This window comes from Mesorhizobium sp., from assembly GCF_004962925.1.
Taxonomy (GTDB): domain Bacteria; phylum Pseudomonadota; class Alphaproteobacteria; order Rhizobiales; family Rhizobiaceae; genus Mesorhizobium.
The window spans coordinates 5,026-22,517 of the sequence record NZ_SUEO01000050.1 but is presented as its reverse complement, the minus strand read 5'-3'; the positions used below and the strand labels follow the sequence as shown (position 1 = coordinate 22,517).

The 17,492-nt window shown below is 61.4% G+C and carries 14 protein-coding genes and 1 pseudogene; 12 read left to right on the top strand and 3 right to left on the bottom strand.

The window, feature by feature from the left end; translation table 11 throughout:
* The 6 genes and pseudogenes from E5W87_RS12905 to E5W87_RS12880 form a co-directional block, all read left to right on the top strand.
* A pseudogene (locus E5W87_RS12905) lies at positions 1 to 206 on the top strand (hypothetical protein); the annotation flags it as partial.
* Positions 207 to 370: 164 nt separating this feature from the next.
* Complete coding sequence (locus tag E5W87_RS12900) at positions 371 to 1,240, top strand: family 16 glycosylhydrolase (protein ID WP_292397733.1); 870 nt, start codon at positions 371 to 373, stop codon at positions 1,238 to 1,240.
* Positions 1,241 to 1,301: 61 nt separating this feature from the next.
* Entirely contained in the window at positions 1,302 to 2,633 is a 1,332-nt protein-coding gene (locus E5W87_RS12895; protein WP_292397732.1) for a UDP-glucose/GDP-mannose dehydrogenase family protein, read from the top strand.
* Positions 2,634 to 2,732: 99 nt separating this feature from the next.
* Entirely contained in the window at positions 2,733 to 4,193 is a 1,461-nt protein-coding gene (locus E5W87_RS12890) for a GMC family oxidoreductase (protein ID WP_292397730.1), read from the top strand.
* Positions 4,190 to 4,639, top strand: a complete 450-nt coding sequence (locus E5W87_RS12885; RefSeq protein WP_292397729.1) for a hypothetical protein — start codon at positions 4,190 to 4,192, stop codon at positions 4,637 to 4,639. The genes E5W87_RS12890 and E5W87_RS12885 overlap by 4 nt, the downstream gene beginning before the upstream one ends.
* An 80-nt stretch (positions 4,640 to 4,719) precedes the next feature.
* Positions 4,720 to 5,799, top strand: coding sequence for a glycosyltransferase (locus E5W87_RS12880; RefSeq protein ID WP_292397727.1), 1,080 nt, complete (start codon positions 4,720 to 4,722; stop codon positions 5,797 to 5,799).
* A 204-nt stretch (positions 5,800 to 6,003) separates the two neighbouring features.
* On the opposite strand, the gene E5W87_RS12875 is transcribed toward E5W87_RS12880, so the two are convergent.
* The gene (locus E5W87_RS12875; protein ID WP_367118821.1) at positions 6,004 to 7,026 is read right to left on the bottom strand and encodes a phosphoribosyltransferase; all 1,023 of its coding nucleotides are present in this window, start codon (positions 7,024 to 7,026) and stop codon (positions 6,004 to 6,006) included.
* A 38-nt stretch (positions 7,027 to 7,064) separates the two neighbouring features.
* Positions 7,065 to 8,561 (bottom strand): lipopolysaccharide biosynthesis protein, encoded by a 1,497-nt coding sequence (locus tag E5W87_RS12870; protein WP_292397722.1) that lies wholly within the window; start codon positions 8,559 to 8,561, stop codon positions 7,065 to 7,067.
* Positions 8,562 to 8,751: 190 nt separating this feature from the next.
* Between E5W87_RS12870 and E5W87_RS12865 the strand changes: the two genes are divergently transcribed.
* The 6 genes from E5W87_RS12865 (at position 8,752) to E5W87_RS12840 (ending at position 16,463) form a co-directional block, all read left to right on the top strand.
* On the top strand, positions 8,752 to 9,924 hold the full coding sequence (locus E5W87_RS12865; protein ID WP_292397720.1) for a glycosyl transferase family 1: 1,173 nt from the start codon (positions 8,752 to 8,754) through the stop codon (positions 9,922 to 9,924).
* Between the two features lie 25 nt (positions 9,925 to 9,949).
* A complete protein-coding gene (locus E5W87_RS12860) occupies positions 9,950 to 10,948 on the top strand; it encodes a glycosyltransferase family 2 protein (RefSeq protein ID WP_292397718.1) in 999 nt (332 codons plus the stop codon).
* Positions 10,948 to 11,892, top strand: coding sequence for a glycosyltransferase (locus E5W87_RS12855; protein ID WP_292397716.1), 945 nt, complete (start codon positions 10,948 to 10,950; stop codon positions 11,890 to 11,892). Before E5W87_RS12860 ends, E5W87_RS12855 begins: the two co-directional genes overlap by 1 nt.
* Entirely contained in the window at positions 11,882 to 12,850 is a 969-nt protein-coding gene (locus E5W87_RS12850) for a glycosyltransferase family 2 protein (protein WP_292397714.1), read from the top strand. Before E5W87_RS12855 ends, E5W87_RS12850 begins: the two co-directional genes overlap by 11 nt.
* Before the next feature lie 58 nt (positions 12,851 to 12,908).
* Entirely contained in the window at positions 12,909 to 13,805 is an 897-nt protein-coding gene (locus E5W87_RS12845; protein WP_128285602.1) for a UTP--glucose-1-phosphate uridylyltransferase, read from the top strand.
* 270 nt (positions 13,806 to 14,075) lie between these two features.
* Positions 14,076 to 16,463: a polysaccharide biosynthesis tyrosine autokinase gene (locus E5W87_RS12840; protein ID WP_292397712.1), complete on the top strand. Its 2,388-nt coding sequence runs from the start codon at positions 14,076 to 14,078 to the stop codon at positions 16,461 to 16,463.
* Positions 16,464 to 16,750: 287 nt separating this feature from the next.
* Here the strand turns inward: E5W87_RS12840 and E5W87_RS12835 are convergent.
* On the bottom strand, positions 16,751 to 17,492 hold a 742-nt coding region (locus tag E5W87_RS12835; RefSeq protein ID WP_292397710.1), incomplete at its 5' end, for an acyltransferase.

Here is a 17,492-nt window from a genome sequence, read left to right as displayed (position 1 = left end):
GGGCGGCCTCCTCCAGCAGATCCGCCGAAGTCAGCGAACTGACGAAGTCGATCCTGAATTGCGAGCAGCGCATCGTGGCGCTCGTGCGGCAGAACGAATTGATGAAGGATCTCCGTCATTCGCTGGATGCAATCTTCGATGAAAGCGCCCAGCGTAGCTCGACGACCAAGGCTGATTTCGCCAAACCGGCCGTCGGCGCCGGGTGAGCCTCAATATCCTTGGTGGCGCCACAGACAAGAGGTTTGGTGCGGCTGGGCAAGAAAGAGGCAGCACAAGAAAGGTACTGGCAGAAGGTCAAGATCAGCTCGTTTCGTCATGGTTTGAACGTCGACTTTGGGTTGGGGGCGCACAGCACAAAGGTGAGTTTGGTATGAACGCGGATCCGAAAAGCACGTCCACCCCAGCAACCGGCGGCAGCCCGTTCACGCGCTCGATCAGGCAAGGGAACCTGAGGCAGCTCTGTTCGGGCGGCGCGTTTCTGCTGGTCGCGCTCGGCAGCCTGGTTGCAGGTCCGACCCCGTCCCGTTCGCAGGATATCCCGACTGCGCCATCGTTCGTCGATGCTTTCACCAGCTTCGACCGTGCGCGCTGGTACGTTGCCGACGGCTGGACGAACGGCAGCCATCAGAACTGCACCTGGTCCAAAAGCCTGGTCGAGCTTTCCGACGGTATGCTGACGCTCGGTTTCGAAAAGCGGAAGCTGAAGGATCGCGATTTTGCCTGCGGCGAGATCCAGACCAAGCAGCGCTTCGGCTATGGCACCTATGAGGCGCGGATGAAAACCGATGCGGCCTCCGGCATCAACGCCGCCTTCTTTTCCTACATCGGCCCCTCCGACAAGCAGCCATGGGATGAAATCGACTTCGAGGTGCTGACCAAGGACACCTCCAAAGTACAGGTCAACGCCTACATAGCCGGCAAGGGCAACAACGAGAAATTGGTGGATGTCGCGGGCGGCGCCGACAAGGCTTTCAACGACTACGCCTTCGTCTGGGAGAAGGACCGGCTGCGCTGGTACGTCAATGGCCAGCTGGTGAACACGATCACCGATCCGGCAAAGCTGCCCAGCCATGCGCAAAAGATATTCTTCAGCCTCTGGGGCAGCGACACGATGAAGGGCTGGTTGGGCCCGTTTTCGGACCCGGGGCGCAAGCTCACCATGCAAGTGGACCGCGTCGCATTCACGGCGCTCGGCCAGCCATGCCAGTTTCCGGAATCGCTGGCATGCAGCATAAAGTGAAGGCTAATCTGAACCGGCCGGACCGAAAGCGCTCCGAAGCCTTGAACAGGGATGAAACCAAATGAATTTGACGGTCTTTGGAATTGGCTATGTCGGTCTCGTGCAGGCGGCGGTGCTTGCCGAAGTCGGGCACCAGGTCGTGTGCGTCGACATCGACGTGAAAAAAGTCGAGCGGCTTAATCAGGGCCTCATCCCGATTTTCGAGCCCGGGCTCGAAAACCTCGTCAAGGAGAACCACGCGGCCGGCCGTATCAAGTTCACCACCGACGCCGCCGCCGCGGTCAGGCATGGCGAGATCCAGATGATCGCCGTCGGCACGCCTCCGGGAGAGGATGGTTCGGCCGACCTCAAATATGTGCTGGCCGTCGCCGAGGCCATCGGCCGGGAGATGGACGCGCCCAAGATCGTCGTCGGCAAATCGACCGTGCCGGTCGGCACCTGCGAAAAGGTAAAGGCTAGGATCGCCGCGACGCTGAAGGCGCGAGGGCGCGAGGATCTGGCTTTCGACGTGGCCTCCAATCCGGAATTCCTCAAGGAAGGCTCCGCGGTGGCCGATTGCATGAAGCCCGACCGCATCATCGTCGGCACCGGCAGCGAGAGCACCGAGGCGGTGATGCGTGAGCTTTACGCGCCGTTCAACCGCAATCACGAGAAGATGATCGTGATGGATGTGCGCAGCGCCGAATTCACCAAATACGCGGCCAATTGCATGCTGGCGACCAAGATCAGCTTCATGAACGAAATGGCCAATCTGGCCGAGGAGCTGGGCGCCGATATCGAGGAGGTCCGCAAGGGCATCGGCAGCGATCCGCGCATCGGCTACCACTTCATCTATCCGGGGCTCGGCTATGGCGGCTCGTGCTTTCCCAAGGATGTGCGCGCCCTGATCAAGGCGGCGGAAGGCGTCAAATTCGATGCCAAGCTGCTGCGCGCGGTCGAGGAGCGCAACAACGAGCAGAAGTCGGTCTTGTTCGACAAGGTGAATCGATATTTCGAGGGCAATCTGAAGGGCAGGACCTTCGCGCTGTGGGGCTTGGCCTTCAAACCCGACACCGACGACATGCGCGAGGCGCCGGCACGTGTCTTGATGGAAGCGCTGTGGAAGGCCGGTGCCAAGGTGCAAGCCTACGATCCTGAGGCGATGCAGGAATGCCAGGCCATCTACGGACAGCGCGAAGATCTGCTCTTGTGCGGAACCAAGGAGGCAGCGCTGCGTGGCGCCGACGCGCTCCTGATCGCCACCGAGTGGAAGAGCTTCCGCGCGCCTTCTTTCGACGCGATGAAAGATGCGCTGACCACGCCGATCATTTTCGATGGCCGAAACCTCTACGACCCGAAGGTCATTGCCCGCCACGGCATCGAATACCACTCGATCGGCAGGATGGCGGCGTGAGACGCTGCGGGAAAGGCTTATGGCAAGATCGGCTCGCACACCAAGGACGGTCACGAAAGCTTTGATGAACGCGCTCGTATCAACAAAGGGTTTTATCTGATGGTGCTGGGCGTCAGGCCGGAACAGATCGCCAACGAACATTTCGATCTTGTCGCCATCGGTTCCGGTTTCGGTTCGGCGTTCTTCCTGCATGCGTTCGCGAAGCAGCGAAAGGCTCGCATTCTGGTTCTGGAATGGGGCCGGCACAACACGCATGAATGGCAGCTCGACCAGAACGTCAACACCGACATCGACGAAGAGACCACCTACAAGACCAACTCCGACAAGCCGTGGAACTACACCATCGGATTGGGAGGCGGAACGAATTGCTGGTTCGCGCAGACGCCGCGCTTTCATCCGAACGACTTCAGGCTGAAAAGCCTCTATGGCGTCGGCAACGACTGGCCGATCAGCTATGACGAACTCGAGCCGTTCTACTGCGATGCAGAGGACGTCATGTCGATTTCAGGCGACCCCGACATGGCGGCGATGATGCCGCGTTCCAGGCCGTTTCCACAACCACCGCATCGCATGTCGACGCCGGACCGGATGATGAAAGCGGCGCAGCCGGACCAGCACTTTGTCGTGCCGACAGCCAGGGCGCGCGTGCCGACCCCTCAGCGGTCTTCGTGCTGCGCCAATTTGCGATGCGGGTTATGCCCGGTCGACGCGAAGTTCACCGCCAACAACGGCCTGATGCACGTCTTCGAGCATCCCGACGTTTCGGTCTGCCTCGGTGCTGAAGTGCGCCGGCTCGACCATGTCGGCGGATCGGTCCGTTCGGTCGTATTCGTGCAGGACGGCAAGGAATATTCGGTCAGCGGCGATCTTTTCATTCTGGGCGCCAATGCCATCCAGAGCCCGGCAATCATGTTGCGGTCTGGTCTGTCGGGCGAATTCGTCGGGCGCGGCCTGCACGAATCCTACGGATGGAATTTCGAAGCCTATCTCGACGGCGTCGACAATTTCGATGGCAGCACCATCACCACCGGCTTGAATTTCGGCCTTTATGACGGCGCCCACAGATCGCAGCATGCGGCGGCGCTGGTCTATTTCGAAAACCGTTGGCAGCACGGGATGCGCCCCGAAAAGGGACGTATCCGTCAGACGCTTCCCCTCATCATTGTCACCGAAAACCTGCTCGAGCCAGAAAATCTGGTGATCCTCGACGAGGATGAAAACGCCTTCGTCAGTTTCAAGGGGGCGTCCGACTATGCCGTCAACGGCATGGCGTGGGCAAAGGAGAAACTGCCGGCGCTTCTGGCCCCGCTGCCGGTCGAAGAGATTTTCGATCGCGGCATCCGGCCGACCGAGTCGCACGTCCAGGGCACGTTGAGGATGGGCTTGAGCCCGGCGGATTCAGTCGTCGACCGGGATATGATCCACCATCAGCTCAGGAACCTGGTCGTCGTCGGCTCGAGCACATATCCAAGCTGTTCCTGTGCCAACCCAAGCCTGACCGCGGCAGCCCTGTCCTTGCGGGCGGCGAGCCGGATAGCGGGAAAGGAAATGGCCGGATGATCAAGGTTTCGCGGCGCGCGGCATTGGCCATCATGGCTGGCGGAGTTGCTTCGACCGGCATCGCCTACGCCGCCGTTTCCTCGCTTTCGGACGAGGACCTGGTGCGCGTCACACTCGAAAGATATTTCGGCAGGCTGAACATGCGCATCGAACATCTGCAGCAGTTCGTCCTGGAATTTCAGAAGCGGAACCCCTGGATATTTCCAAACAAAAAGCTGGGCGATGCGGTCACTCTGCTTGAAGAGCTGAAATTGGGCGCCGCGCGCCGGTTTCTGCCCGACCAGAAGAAAGAGGATCTGAGCCATTTCGACCGCTGGGTTATTGCCGAGTTCCATATGCTGACCGACTATGCCCGGCGCAGTTCGCCAATCGATCCGATCCGATTCACCGGATGGCAGCCATGCACCAATCCGTTCGCCAATTTAGAGATGCAACAGGATGCCTGAAGGCGGATCGCAAGCCATCACCGTAAACAAGCGATCCGTCATCGCCGGGTAAATTTGAGAATGCGACAAGGAGCCGAACCATGAAAGTGCTTTTTGCAGGCGGCAACGGTTACACGCCCCAATTCAGCGGCGGTGTCCAGTCCAGCACCCATCATCTTGCCGAGCAGTTGCTCCAGCACGGGCATGAGGCGTCGGTGCTCGCCGCCCTGTTTGGCCAAGGCGTTTTCGGCTACAAGGCGCGCGCCAAGATGAAGCTTTTGAGGCAGCGCGCGGTCATCGACAGCTATCCGGGCTATCCGGTCGTGCGGGCCTGGTTTCCCTGGGAGGCGGCGGGTTTTGCCGTCGAAAAGCTGAGGCCGGATGTCGCCGTGGTCCAATGCCACAAATCGGTTCCGATCGGCAAGGCGCTGCAGGCCGAAGGCGTGCCGCTGGTCGTCTATCTCCGAAATGTCGAGTTCCACGAATTGGGCGGCGATCTGCGCGAGCTGCATTCGGCGCTTTACATCGCCAATTCCGAATTCACGGCGCGCACCTACAAGGCAAAATTCGATATCGATTCAACGGTTATACCGCCGACCATCAATCCCGCCCTCTACAGCACGCCCACGACAGGCGAGTTTGTCACGCTGATCAACCCCTACGAGGAAAAAGGCTTCGAACTTGCAGTGCGCATTGCCGCCGCCTGCTCCGAAATCCCGTTCCTGTTCGTTGAAAGCTGGAAGCTTGACGACGATCATCGGGCCCGGATCGAGCAGACGATTGCGCCGCTCGGCAACGTCGCGCTGGAGAGCCGGACCAGCGACATGAAAACCGTTTATGGCCGCACGAAAATCCTGCTCGCCCCCAGCAAGTGGGAAGAGGCCTGGGGCCGGGTGGCGTCGGAAGCCCATTGCAGCGGCATTCCCGTCGTCGGCTCGCGTCGTGGCGGCCTGCCCGAAGCGATCGGCTCCGGTGGCGTGGTGCTGGATTACGACGCCCCGCTCGCCGATTGGGTGGCCGTGGTCAGGCGTCTGTGGACCGACAGCCAGGAATATGGGCGGCTTTCCGCGGCGGCCCGTGCATTCTCCGGGCGACCGGAACTCGATCCGGCGGGTCAGTTCGCGACCTTCTTCTCGATGCTCGACAGGGCGGCACGGCAGCCTTCGCGGCAGGCAGCCTAGAGCAATGCCAGGAAAGTGTGAAACGGTTTTCCGTCCGGAATTGCGCAGAAACAAAGAGATAGAGCGGTTCGGCGTTTCCGCGAAACGATGAACCGCTCTAGACCTTGATCCCGGACCTTAGGTTCGGAAAAGATCATAGCCAACTAGGAGATAGGACCCATCCCGATTCCATCGGGATATAGGTTCAAAGCCCCGAAGCCAGGTTCAGGCCGGCCGTTTGACCCGGCTCTTGAGCGTCTCGTAGCCGCGTTCGCCGAGCAGCGTGCGCGCGACTGTCTTGATCGCCGTCTTGCGCCCGTCAGGCGAACTGATCTCCCGCAATCTGCTGGGAAGGTTGCGTGCCGTCTGCCCAAGTGCCGGAAGCGACAGCGTATCGGGATAACTTACCAGATGCGTTTCGACGCACAGCACCGGTTTGCCGGAAAGCTTGGCGATCTTGAGGGCCTGCTGGTGCTCGCTCTCGATGAACAGGATGGCGTCGGATTTGCGGTAGAAATCGGCTTTGAAGCTGCCATGCACGCCAAGCCGTTGCCGTTCCGCCTTGCTCGGCAGGTCAAGCATGATCAGCTTGTCGTATTCGACGCCGTGCTTTGCGAGCCATGCTTCGGTAAGCGCGCGGTATTTCTCGAGCCGGCTGGTGACGAGCCAGCCGATCTTGCGGGTCGGGCCAAACAGAGGCAGCGCTTCGCTCAGGAATTTCTCATAGGCGGGGCCGTCGTCGTTCTCGGCTTCGGTCGGGTCCAGGCAGAGCACGCCGTCAATGTCGACGCAGCATTGCGCGAGGAATTTGTGGTGCATGAAGTTCCATTGGAACATCCTTGGATGCGGCACGACTTCCAGGACGACATCGGTTTCCTCGTGCTGGGGCAGCAGGCCGAACACCGCGGCAAAGGTGAAGTCCGCCTTGATTCCGGCGGCCTCTACCCGGCTGCGCGCCTCGCGCATGGCGGCACCGCCGCTGACGCTGTCGTCGATCACCAGAACCTTGCGCATGTCGGAGGCCTGCCGGTCGAGCGCGGCGCGGCGTTTGGTGACCCCCGAAGTATAGATCTTTCCGGCCAGGAAGCTGTCCAGATCGGTCATCGGGATGTTCGCCGTCAGGCTGAGCAGTGTGGCGGCGAGAATCCCGCTTCGGGGAACGCCGACCACCAGGTCGATGTCGCGCGGCAACCGGTGAAGGTTCCTGACAATCGCATCGTTCATGTCGGAGATCGATCGGTAGTGCATGGGATCAGACCTGCTTCTCGTATGGATGTCCGTGCAAGTTACTTCGCCTCGCTTGGTGCTGCCGCGGGCGCCCGTGCCGGCAGGAGTTTCAGAGCCTCCCGCAATGCTTCACGGCCGGAAGCAAACGCCAGCGCGGTCACGATGGTGATCATGTAGGACAGCACAACCGCGCTCGCCATGGCGACGATGTGCTGTTGCGGCAGCAGCGGCTTGGCAAACCAGATCGCGGCAAGCGCCAGATGCGCGCCAAGCACGAAAGGCGTTGCCGCGCGAAGCATGTGGCTTGCCCGCAGCGGCCCGGTCTTGCCGATATACAACCACAAGAAAGGTGTTTTGAGATACTCGCTGATCGCATAGGCGATCGCCACCCCCAGCGCGCCATAAGGCAGGCCGACCAAGAAGGCCAGCACCGATGTAACGGCCGCTATGATGCCCCAGCGCATGAAATCGCCCGAACGACCCTGGCTGATGAAAAGCCATCCCGCCGGGTTGTTGAGCGGCTGCAGCAGCCCGGCAAAACCGAGCGCCAGGAAGATGCTGGAACTCTGCCGCCACTGCTCGCCGAGCACGAACGGTATCAGCACGTCGGACATCGCGGTGGCGAAGGCGACGCCGGGAAGTGCAACCAGCAAGATCAGCGGCATGACGCGAAGATAGGCGCTGCGGTAGCGGTCCGGCTCGTCCTTCAGCCTGGAAAGAGCCGGCACCATGACCTTCGACAGCGGATTGGTGATCTGGCTCAACGGAAACAGAAGCAGCTTGTAGGCCCGGTCATAAAGCCCAAGCTGCGCTTCGCCCCAATATTTTCCGATCAGCACATTGTCGAGATTGCGGGCAAAGAAATTGGTGAAATTGAACCCGGTGATGCCGGCGCCGAAATTGATCAGGTCGCTGATGCCATCGACCTTGCGCGGCAGGCTAGGGCGCCATCGCGAGTTTGCCCAGAAGCAAAGCGTGGGCAGCACGGCTGTTGTCAGCGTGCCGGCAAAAAGTGCCCAGTAGGAACGGTCGATGAAAGTCCATGCAATCGATACGACGAGGCCAGCGACGGCACTTGCGACGTCGATGATAGCCAGGCGGCCGAACTGCATGCGGCGTGTCAGCAGCGCCAGATGCTGGGCGCCCAGCCCATAGGCTATGATCTGCAGCCCAAGTGCTGCCACCAAACCTGCCACCCGCGGTTCGCCGTAGAAAGCGGCGACCAGCGGCGCCGAACCGGCAAGCACGCAAGCGAGCAACGTGCTGACCGCGACATTGACCCAGAAGAGGTAGTTGATCTCCTCATGCCTGATTCCGCTTTTCTGGATCGTGGCCTGGGTCAGGCCGAAATCCTGGAACAGCGCGATGAAGGCAAGCACCGGTGCGCACATCGCCACCACACCGAAGTCCTGCGGCGACAGCAGGCGCGACAGCACGATGACGGAGACGATCTGCGTCGCAACCCGCACCGATTGCGCCAAAGCCGTGATGATAGCGCCGCGTCCGACCGATCTGCGGAGAGAGCCCTCTGGCGGGTCGAATGCATTGGCTTGCAAATTCAGGGTCCCTGATTTTTGTGCCGGTCCCGATGTCCCGACCCGCGCCCGATGCCACCATCAAACTACGGCAATAATTTTGCAGCGCAACAAAAAACGTGGATTTTTGCTACGCTGCACCAAAAATGTTGCGATGCAGCACGAGCTGTACTAGGATTCTTGCGGGCGGGCCAACAGCGGTCGAGTTTTCATGCTGCATGTCTTGTACTTGGTACACGACGTCTCCGACCCGGCCGTGCGCCGGCGGATCATAATGCTCAAGGCAGGCGGCGCCCAGGTCACACTGGCGGGCTTCCGTCGGACAGCAAGCCCGATCGCCGAGGTCGAGGGCTTGCAGCCGATCGACCTTGGCGCGACGCGCGACGGCCGATTCGCCCAGCGGCTGTCAGCGGTCACAAGTGCGGCGGTTTCGATCGGCTCGAAGCTCGGCTCGATGCCGCGACCCGACCTTATCATCGCGCGCAATCTGGAAATGCTGGCGCTTGCCCGGCGTGCCAGATCGGCGTTCCAGGCGACGGTGCCGATCGTCTACGAGTGCCTCGACATCCATCGCCTTGTGCTTCGCGACGACTTTCTGGGCAAGGCGATGCGCGGCGCGGAGCGCTATCTGGCCAGGGATGTAAAGCTGCTGGTGACCAGTTCGCCGGCCTTCATCGCCAACTATTTCAAGCCGTTCGGGCAGATTGCCGCGCCGGTCGAACTGCTCGAAAACAAATATTTCGAGCCTGCCGCGGTTTCTCTGGATGATCGCACAGTGGCGGAGGTCCCCGTCGCTCCGCCTTGGCGGATCGGCTGGTTCGGCGCACTCCGGTGCCGCCGCTCCCTGGAGCTTCTGGCCGAATTTTCCCGACGGCTCGAGGGCCGCTTCGAAATCGTCCTCAGAGGCCGTCCGGCGCTTTCCGAATTTCCGGATTTTCACGGTTTCGTCGAATCCGAGCCCTGGCTCTCGTTTGGCGGGGCCTATCGGAACCCCGAGGACATGGCAACGATTTACCACGAGGTTCATTTTTCCTGGGCCATCGACTTTTTCGAGCAGGGGCTGAATTCCGAATGGCTGCTGCCCAATCGCCTCTATGAGGGCTGCCGCTTCGGCGCGGTGCCGATCTCGATGGGCAACACCGAAACCGGCCGGTTTCTCGACCGGCAGGGCATCGGCGTTCTTTTGCCTAAAGCCACGCCTGAGGCGCTGGAAGCCGCCTTGGGCAATATGGAGGAGCATCGTTTCGGGAAATTGCGGGCGCGTGTTCTTGCCCGCAATCCGCGAACCTGGAGCCATGATCGCAGCGATTGCCGGGCACTCGTCGAGAAGCTGCGCGGGTTGACGGCTGTGCCCGGTCCGTATGCCGCCGAGGCACTGGCTTAGGATGGCTAGGGATGGACATGGGCCAATGACGCAAACCGAAATGCTTGCGCCCAGCCTGATCGTGATTCCGTGCCTGAACGAAGCGGCTCACATCGGCGCGCTTGTTGATCAGCTTCGACCCGCGGCCGAGAGGCTCGGTGCCCGGATCGTCGTTGCCGATGGCGGCAGCACGGACGGCACAAGGGCGATCGTCGAGGAGATCGCCGGCAAGGATCCGCGGATCATCCTTCTTCACAATGAAAAGCGCCTCCAGAGCGCGGCGATCAATCTCGCCGTCGCCAGTTACGGCGAAGGGGCCGAATATCTTATTCGCATCGATGCGCATGGCGGCTATCCCCTGGATTATTGCGATCGATTGGTCGAGGAGGCCCTGGCCACCGGCGCGGATTCGGTCGTCGTCTCGATGCTGACCAGCGGCAGCAGCACGGTGCAGAAAGCGGTGGCGGCTGCACAGAATTCCAAGCTCGGCACGGGCGGCTCCAAGCATCGGCATCTCTCAGTGGGAGAGTGGGTCGATCACGGCCACCATGCGCTGATGCGGATATCGGCCTTCAAGGCCGTCGGCGGCTATGACGAGACGTTCAGCCACAACGAGGATGCGGAACTCGACTACCGGCTGCGCAAGGCGGGTTACCGGATCTGGATGAGCGGCAGGACGCAAATGATCTATTACCCGCGCGCGTCGCTCGCCGGCCTCTATTTCCAGTATCTCGGCTATGGCCGCGGCCGGGCAAAGAACGTTCTCAAGCACCGCATGATACCGAAGGTCCGGCAGATGGTGCCGCTTCTGGTGTTCCCCGTCGTCCTTCTCTCTGCCTTTTTCTTCGTGCATTGGCTGGCGGTCGTGCCGCTTGTGGTGTGGGCGTCGGTTTGTCTCGGCTATGGCGTGTGGACCGCTATCAGCCAGCGCAATCCGGACAGTGCGCTTGCCGGGATTTCGGCGATGGTCATGCATTTCGGCTGGTCCGTCGGCTTCTGGCTGCAACTGCTTGGGCCGCGATCGCAGCGTAGGAGGGTGGCGTGATGGCCGAAAAAAACCGCAGCATAGATATCTGCGTCTGCACGTTTCGGCGGCCGGAGCTTGCCGACACGCTCCGCTCCATTGCCGCCCTGGATGTGCCTTCGGGATTCGACATCCGCGTCATCGTCGCCGACAATGATGACGGCCCGACGGCCGAGCTGCTGGTGGCGACGCTGGCGGAGACGTTGAAGCTGCCGATCAGCTATCGTCATTGTCCGGCGCGCAACATCTCGATCGCCCGCAACGCCTGCCTTGACGCCAGCACGTCGGATTTCGTCGCTTTCCTCGACGACGACGAAACAGCATCTTCCAGATGGCTCGCCGAACTGGTTGCGACGGCGGAAGCGAGTGGTGCCGCCGCCGTGCTCGGACCGGTGCGGGCGTGCTATCGGCCGGACGCGCCCGACTGGATGCGTCGCGGCGATTTCCACTCCACCTTGCCCGTCTGGGTGCGCGGCGAGATCCGCACCGGCTACACCTGCAACGTTCTGCTCAGGATGGGCGCCGATAGCCTCCGCGGCCGGCGGTTCAGCCTCGCGCGTGGCCAGACCGGCGGCGAGGACACCGAATTCTTCGACCATATGGTCAAGGCCGGCGGTCGCATCGCCTTTTCGCCGCAGGCCTGGGTCGACGAAGCGGTGCCGCGCGCCAGGGCCGCATTCGACTGGCTCCGCCGCCGCCGGTTTCGCGTCGGGCAGACGCATGGGCATCTCCTCGGACGCGACGCGAATGGCCTCGCATTGGTCAGGCAAGTCGGCCTTGCCTCGGCAAAGGCGGTTTTTTGTTTCGCATCGGCAATCCCGGTCGCCATCAATCCTGTGCGCAGGAACCGCAGCGTGCTTCGCGGCATCATGCATGTCGGCGTCGTGAGCGGTCTCGTCGGTGTGCGTGAAATCCGCCAGTATGGCCTGCCCTCGCCGCAGGAAGGGGGCAAGCGTGCAGCCTGACGTCACCTTTGTCATTGCCGCCTACAATGCGGAGCTGACCATCGAGCGGGCGATCGCCAGCGCCATCGCCCAGCGTGATGTCAGCGTCGAAATCATCGTCGTCGACGACCAGTCGCGCGACCGGACGCTCGATCTGGCGCGATCCTACCCCGAAGACATCGTGCGTGTTGTCGCACTTGAGCAAAACCGTGGCCCCGGCGGCGCCAGGAATGCCGGCCTTGAGCTTGCCCGCGGCAGATGGATCGCGGTCCTCGATTCCGACGACGCGGTCTATCCCGGGCGGATCTGCACCATGATTGACCGCGCGGAGAAAGCGGGCGCCGAGATCGCGGTCGACAATCTCCAGGTCGTTCGCGAGGACGGCGTTGCCGAAGAGACGATGTTCCCGGCCGACTATCTGGACGGCTTGAGTGAAATCTCGCTGGCGGACTATATCGCCGGCAATGTGGTCTTCGAATCGAGATTCAATCTCGGCTATCTCAAGCCGATCTTCCAGCGCCGGTTCCTGAACGAAAACGGGCTTCGTTATGACGAAGGCCTGATCATCGGCGAAGATTACATCCTGTTGGCCAGTGCCCTGGCCAAGGGCGGCAAATGCGTGGTCGAGCCGACGACCGGCTATGTCTACCATATCCGCACCGGCTCCATTTCCCGCGTGCTCGAACTTCATCACGTCGAGGCGATGCGCAAGGCCGATCTCGTCTTCGCCAGGACCCATTCGATGGACGCAAAGGCCGAGGCCGCTTTCGCAAGGCGCACGCGCAGCCTGCGCAAGGCGGCGTCGTTCCTGTCGCTGGTCCAGCACATCAAGGCGCGATCCCCGCTCAAGGCGGTGTGGACGGCGCTCAGCGATCCGGCGGCGGTTCGGCATATGAGCATGCCGATCGCCGTCCGGCTGCGAAGGGTGGCGGCGCAATTTGCCGTGGGTGCGGGGGAGGTGAAAGGTGCAGGCAGGTGAAAAACAGTTTTCGCGGCCTGCGACAGGTTGAAGTCGATCTCCTCAGAAGGAATATGCGATGAAGAAAGTCAGGAAGGCAGTCATACCGGTAGCGGGGCTTGGAACGCGATTCCTGCCGGCGACCAAATCGATGCCGAAGGAAATGCTGCCGGTCGTCGACAGGCCTGTCGTGCAATATGCGGTGGACGAGGCGTTCGAAGCCGGCATCGAGCACATTGTCTTCGTGACGGGCCGCAACAAGGCGGTCATCGAGGATTATTTCGACCTGCATCCGGAATTGATCGGGACTTTGGAGCAGACCGGTAAGACGGCGCAGCTTCAGGCGCTCGAAAGCCTGCTTCCCGTGGCCGGTGCGACGAGCTTCATCCGGCAGCAGTCGCCGCAAGGTCTCGGCCATGCGGTGTGGTGCGCCCGGGAGGTCATCGGCGATGAGCCCTTCGCATTGCTGTTGCCGGACATGGTGTCCTTCGGCGGGCGCGGATGTCTCGCCGAAATTACCGACCTCTATGCGCAGACCGGCGGAAACGTCATCGCCGTCGAGCGCTGCGACCCGACCGAAACCAGCAAATACGGTATCGTCGGCTGCGGCGCGGATGTCGGCTCGGGTTTCGAGGTGACCGCCATGGTCGAAAAGCCGGCTCCCGCCAATGCGCCGTCGAACTACTACATCAACGGCCGCTATATCCTGCAGCCTGAGATATTCGCGCTGCTCGGCAATCAGCAACGCGGCGCCGGCAACGAAATCCAGCTGACCGACGCCATGGTCCGCCTTGCGCAGAGCCAGGCTTTCTTCGCCCAGCCCTTCAATGGCCGGATGTTCGACTGCGGTTCGAAAGAAGGGTTCATCCAGGCCAATGTCGCCTTCGCGCTGGCGCGTGACGACATGAAGGGGCCGATCTTCGAGATGCTTCAGGAGTTCGTCCGGTCGCATGAGCGCCGGGTGGAAGCCGCATAAAGCCCATTTTTGGGGAGCATTAGCGTATGAATGGTGACGCAAGACACGCCGACATGTTTGGCCGCCTGGGTCTCGCAGTGTCTGGCATGAAGCTTGCGTTGCACTTATGCTGATGCCCCCGATCTTGCTCTAGCGCCTGCAAACCAGAGCATCGGACCCAAAACGGAGACTGGTTTTGGGAAAATCCGATGCTCAAACAAGAGATAGAGCGGCGGCACAGTTCGACTTGAGGGACCGCCGCTCTAGATGCAAACTAGAATTGGACCGAAGATGAATTATGCCAATTTTCCTCTCGACAAGAGGAAGCCATTGCCGAGTTCGGACGCTGTTGGCGCCGAAGATTTCATCGATGTCGAGCGCCTGCTCAGCATGGCTGCAAGGCAGGCAAAGGTGGTTGCGGTATGCGCCGCCATCGGTCTTTTTCTGGGCGTGCTCTATTTGCAGACCACGCCTCCCACCTACATGGCGACGAGCAGCGTGCTGATCGACGAAGGCTTGAACAAGGTCGTCGACGAGGTTTCGGCGGCGTCGGTCAGCATGCAGACCGATTCCGCCATTCTGAGCCAGATCGAAATTCTGCACTCGGCGAGACTGGCGGCGGTGGTCGTCGACAAGCAGAAGCTCGATCAGAACGACGCTTTCATGAACCCTCCGACGTCGGCCGTGTCGAAGGCCAACGGTTTTGTGCGCGGCGTGATCAGATACTTCCGTCCCAGCCCCGCTGTGGTGGGCACCACCGACGTTACCCAGCTCGACGCGGCGACACGTGAGGCGATGATCGCCTCGTCACGCCGCGATTACGCAATCCTCAAACTGCAGAACGAGGTGCAAGCCGAGCGCGTCGGTCGAAGCTACGTGATCTCCATCGCCTATCAGGCGACGGACCCCGCACTTGCGACCGCGATCACCAAGGCCTATTCCGACGCCTATCTCGCCGATCAGCTCGATGCGAGCTTCGATGCGACCGAGCGAGCGGCGGTCTGGCTGCAAGGCCGGCTGACCGAGCTTCGCGAAAGTTCCCAGGCAGCGTCGCTCGCCGTCGAGAAGTTCAGGGCCGAACATGGATTGGCCGTCAATAACAATGGTCAGTTGATCAGCGACAAGCAACTGTCTGACCTCAATGAGCAGCTCATTGAAGCGCAGGCCGATACCGCCCGCGCCAGCGCCCGCTATCAGCAGTACAAGTCGATCGTCGAAAGCGGCTCGGACAACGCATTCAGGGATGCCGCCATATCCGCTGACCAGCCCAGCAACTCGGTCATTTCAACGCTCAAGACCCGCTATCTCACTGTTGCCAAGCGGCAGCAGGATGTCGAAGCCAATTTTGGGGCCGACCATCCCCAGGCGGTCGCGCTTGCCAAGGAAAAGGCCGACATATCGGCGCAGATTTTCGGCGAGCTGAAGCAATTGACCGAAAGCTACCGCAACGAATACGAAGTCGCTCTCGCGCGCGAAACGGCGCTCCGCGCAAATGTCGCGTTAGCGGCCGGCAAGAGTTCCACCGACAACCAGTCGCAGGTCAAGCTGCGCGAACTGGAACAGAAGGCAACGGCGCTCTCGACGCTCTATCAGACGTTCCTTGGCCGCTACGAGGAAGCCTCTCAGCAGCAATCCTTCCCGGTCGGCAAGATCCGCGTCATCTCGGACGCGACGCTGCCGCAGTCGGCGGCAACCCCGCGCACGTCCATTGTGCTGGGACTTTCGCTTGTGCTTGGGCTGATGATGGGGGCCGGGGTCGGCGGCCTGAATGAATTCAGGGAACGGTTCTTCAGGACCGGCGAGGACGTTCGCGATCGCGTCGGCCTCAAATTCCTCGGCTATCTGCCGATCATCGGCAGCAAGGTCGCCAAGGAGGACAAGCGCGATGACGGTCAGGCGGATGTCAAAACCGCCCAATCACCGTCGGCCGCCGAAAGACGCGCGCGCATGCGGGTGAGCATCGACGCTCCGGCCTCGATGTTTTCCGAAACGCTGCGCAGCGCCAAGATTGCCTTTGACGTCGTATTGGAAGGGCAAGGCAGCCGGGTCATCGGCGTGATCTCGGTCCTTCCCGGCGAGGGCAAGTCGACCGTGGCGGCGAACCTTGCCGGGCTGCTTGCCGCCAACGGCTCCAAAACGCTGCTGGTCGACGGCGATCTGCGCAACCCTGGCCTCAGCCGCAGCCTTGGCATGGAGGCCGAGCAAGGTCTGATGGAAGCGGTGGTGAGCGGGCAGAACTGGCAGTCCGTTGGCAAGATCGACCGACAGACGAAGCTGGCGATCGTCCCAGCCGTCCCGCGCGGTCATTTCTCGCACACAAGCGAGCTTCTGTCGTCGGCCGGAATGCGGCGTTTCATCGACAACGCCAAGGAAACCTTCGAATACATCGTTGTCGATCTGCCGCCGCTCGGCCCCGTGGTCGATGCCAAGGCTTTTGCTCCGCTTGCCGACGGCTTCGTGCTCGTGACCGAGTGGGGGCGCACGCCGCGTGCGATGGTGCAATCCATACTGAGTTCGGAACCCTATATCGCCAACAAGGTCGTCGGCGTGGTGTTGAACAAGGTCGATTTGAAGAAGCTGGCGAAGTATGGATCGATCGGCGGCTCGGAGAAATTCTTCGACAGGTATTCGAGCTACTATCTGGAAAAATCGGAAGCGCGGACGAAGGCAAACACCTGAGGCCCGCGGATGTTGGGCGATCGTCATTCTGTGCGGCGAGGCCGGCGCCGGCGTGAGCGAACATGAATGCCCTCGATCAGGCCATGATCGGCGGCTGGGCATGAAGCCGACAGTATCGGCGGGAATGATGCTCTATGCGTGGGCCTCGCTTGACCCGCGCCGCGATGGGTCGACACGGTAGAGGAGAGGGCTCACCACTTGCAAAGCGCGTGGGCACTATTGCTTCGCGCCGCACATTCCACAGCAGCATGTTTGCAGCCACGAACCGGCGCGACACGCCGGCGCGGTTACGCCGCCCTGAGACGATAGCGGAAGATGGTGTGGTCGAGCAGAAGCCGGATTCGCGGTTCGGCTTCGATCGCAATCAGCCAGCTCGCGGCGATCATGGTCGCCCCGACTATGACCACCGAAAGCAGGTATGGCACTCCCGCACGCATCAGGGCGCCGAGAATGGCAGCGCCGACGACATCATGGATCAGATAGAGAGGGTAGGTCATCAGGCCGATCCGGCGCCAGCCGCGCCAGGACAGGTCGAGCCGCAACGACCATGCCATCAGCGCGATGGCAACGAGGAAGAAGACGATCGGTGGCGCGTACGGCATCTGCTCTTCGACCTTTACGGTGTGAACATCGACCGAACTGGCGATCTGCAGGACGCAGCCAACGAGAAACAGCGCGCAGAGGCCAAGACGGAAGGGCGTCACCGCCTTGAATCGCATCAGCCAGATCATGACGCCCGTCGCAAAGAAGCATCCGTGATGCACCAGCAGCAGGGCGAGCCAACGCGTCTCGGCAAAGTCCGACCAGTCGAGGGGATAATACAGGCACCAGAAGAGCGTGCTGACCATGCCGATCACGACGGCCACGATCTCCATCAGATGGAAGCGGCCGAGCCACAGCAAGGTCCAGACGACGGCATAAAAGGCAATCTCGATGCCGAGGGTCCAATAGACGCTGTCGACCCAAGGGGAGTAGGGAACGAACAATGCCGTGCGAACGAGCCGGTTCACGGCATCCGTCGGCCAGCTG

Coding starts and splice junctions, on each gene's coding strand:
- E5W87_RS12885 (WP_292397729.1), top strand. CDS start 4,190: ATGATCAAGGTTTCGCGGCGCGCGGCATTGGCCATCATGGCTGGCGGA.
- E5W87_RS12845 (WP_128285602.1), top strand. CDS start 12,909: ATGAAGAAAGTCAGGAAGGCAGTCATACCGGTAGCGGGGCTTGGAACG.
- E5W87_RS12855 (WP_292397716.1), top strand. CDS start 10,948: ATGGCCGAAAAAAACCGCAGCATAGATATCTGCGTCTGCACGTTTCGG.
- E5W87_RS12890 (WP_292397730.1), top strand. CDS start 2,733: ATGGTGCTGGGCGTCAGGCCGGAACAGATCGCCAACGAACATTTCGAT.
- E5W87_RS12900 (WP_292397733.1), top strand. CDS start 371: ATGAACGCGGATCCGAAAAGCACGTCCACCCCAGCAACCGGCGGCAGC.
- E5W87_RS12860 (WP_292397718.1), top strand. CDS start 9,950: ATGACGCAAACCGAAATGCTTGCGCCCAGCCTGATCGTGATTCCGTGC.
- E5W87_RS12880 (WP_292397727.1), top strand. CDS start 4,720: ATGAAAGTGCTTTTTGCAGGCGGCAACGGTTACACGCCCCAATTCAGC.
- E5W87_RS12875 (WP_367118821.1), bottom strand. CDS start 7,026: ATGCACTACCGATCGATCTCCGACATGAACGATGCGATTGTCAGGAAC.
- E5W87_RS12865 (WP_292397720.1), top strand. CDS start 8,752: ATGCTGCATGTCTTGTACTTGGTACACGACGTCTCCGACCCGGCCGTG.
- E5W87_RS12840 (WP_292397712.1), top strand. CDS start 14,076: ATGAATTATGCCAATTTTCCTCTCGACAAGAGGAAGCCATTGCCGAGT.
- E5W87_RS12895 (WP_292397732.1), top strand. CDS start 1,302: ATGAATTTGACGGTCTTTGGAATTGGCTATGTCGGTCTCGTGCAGGCG.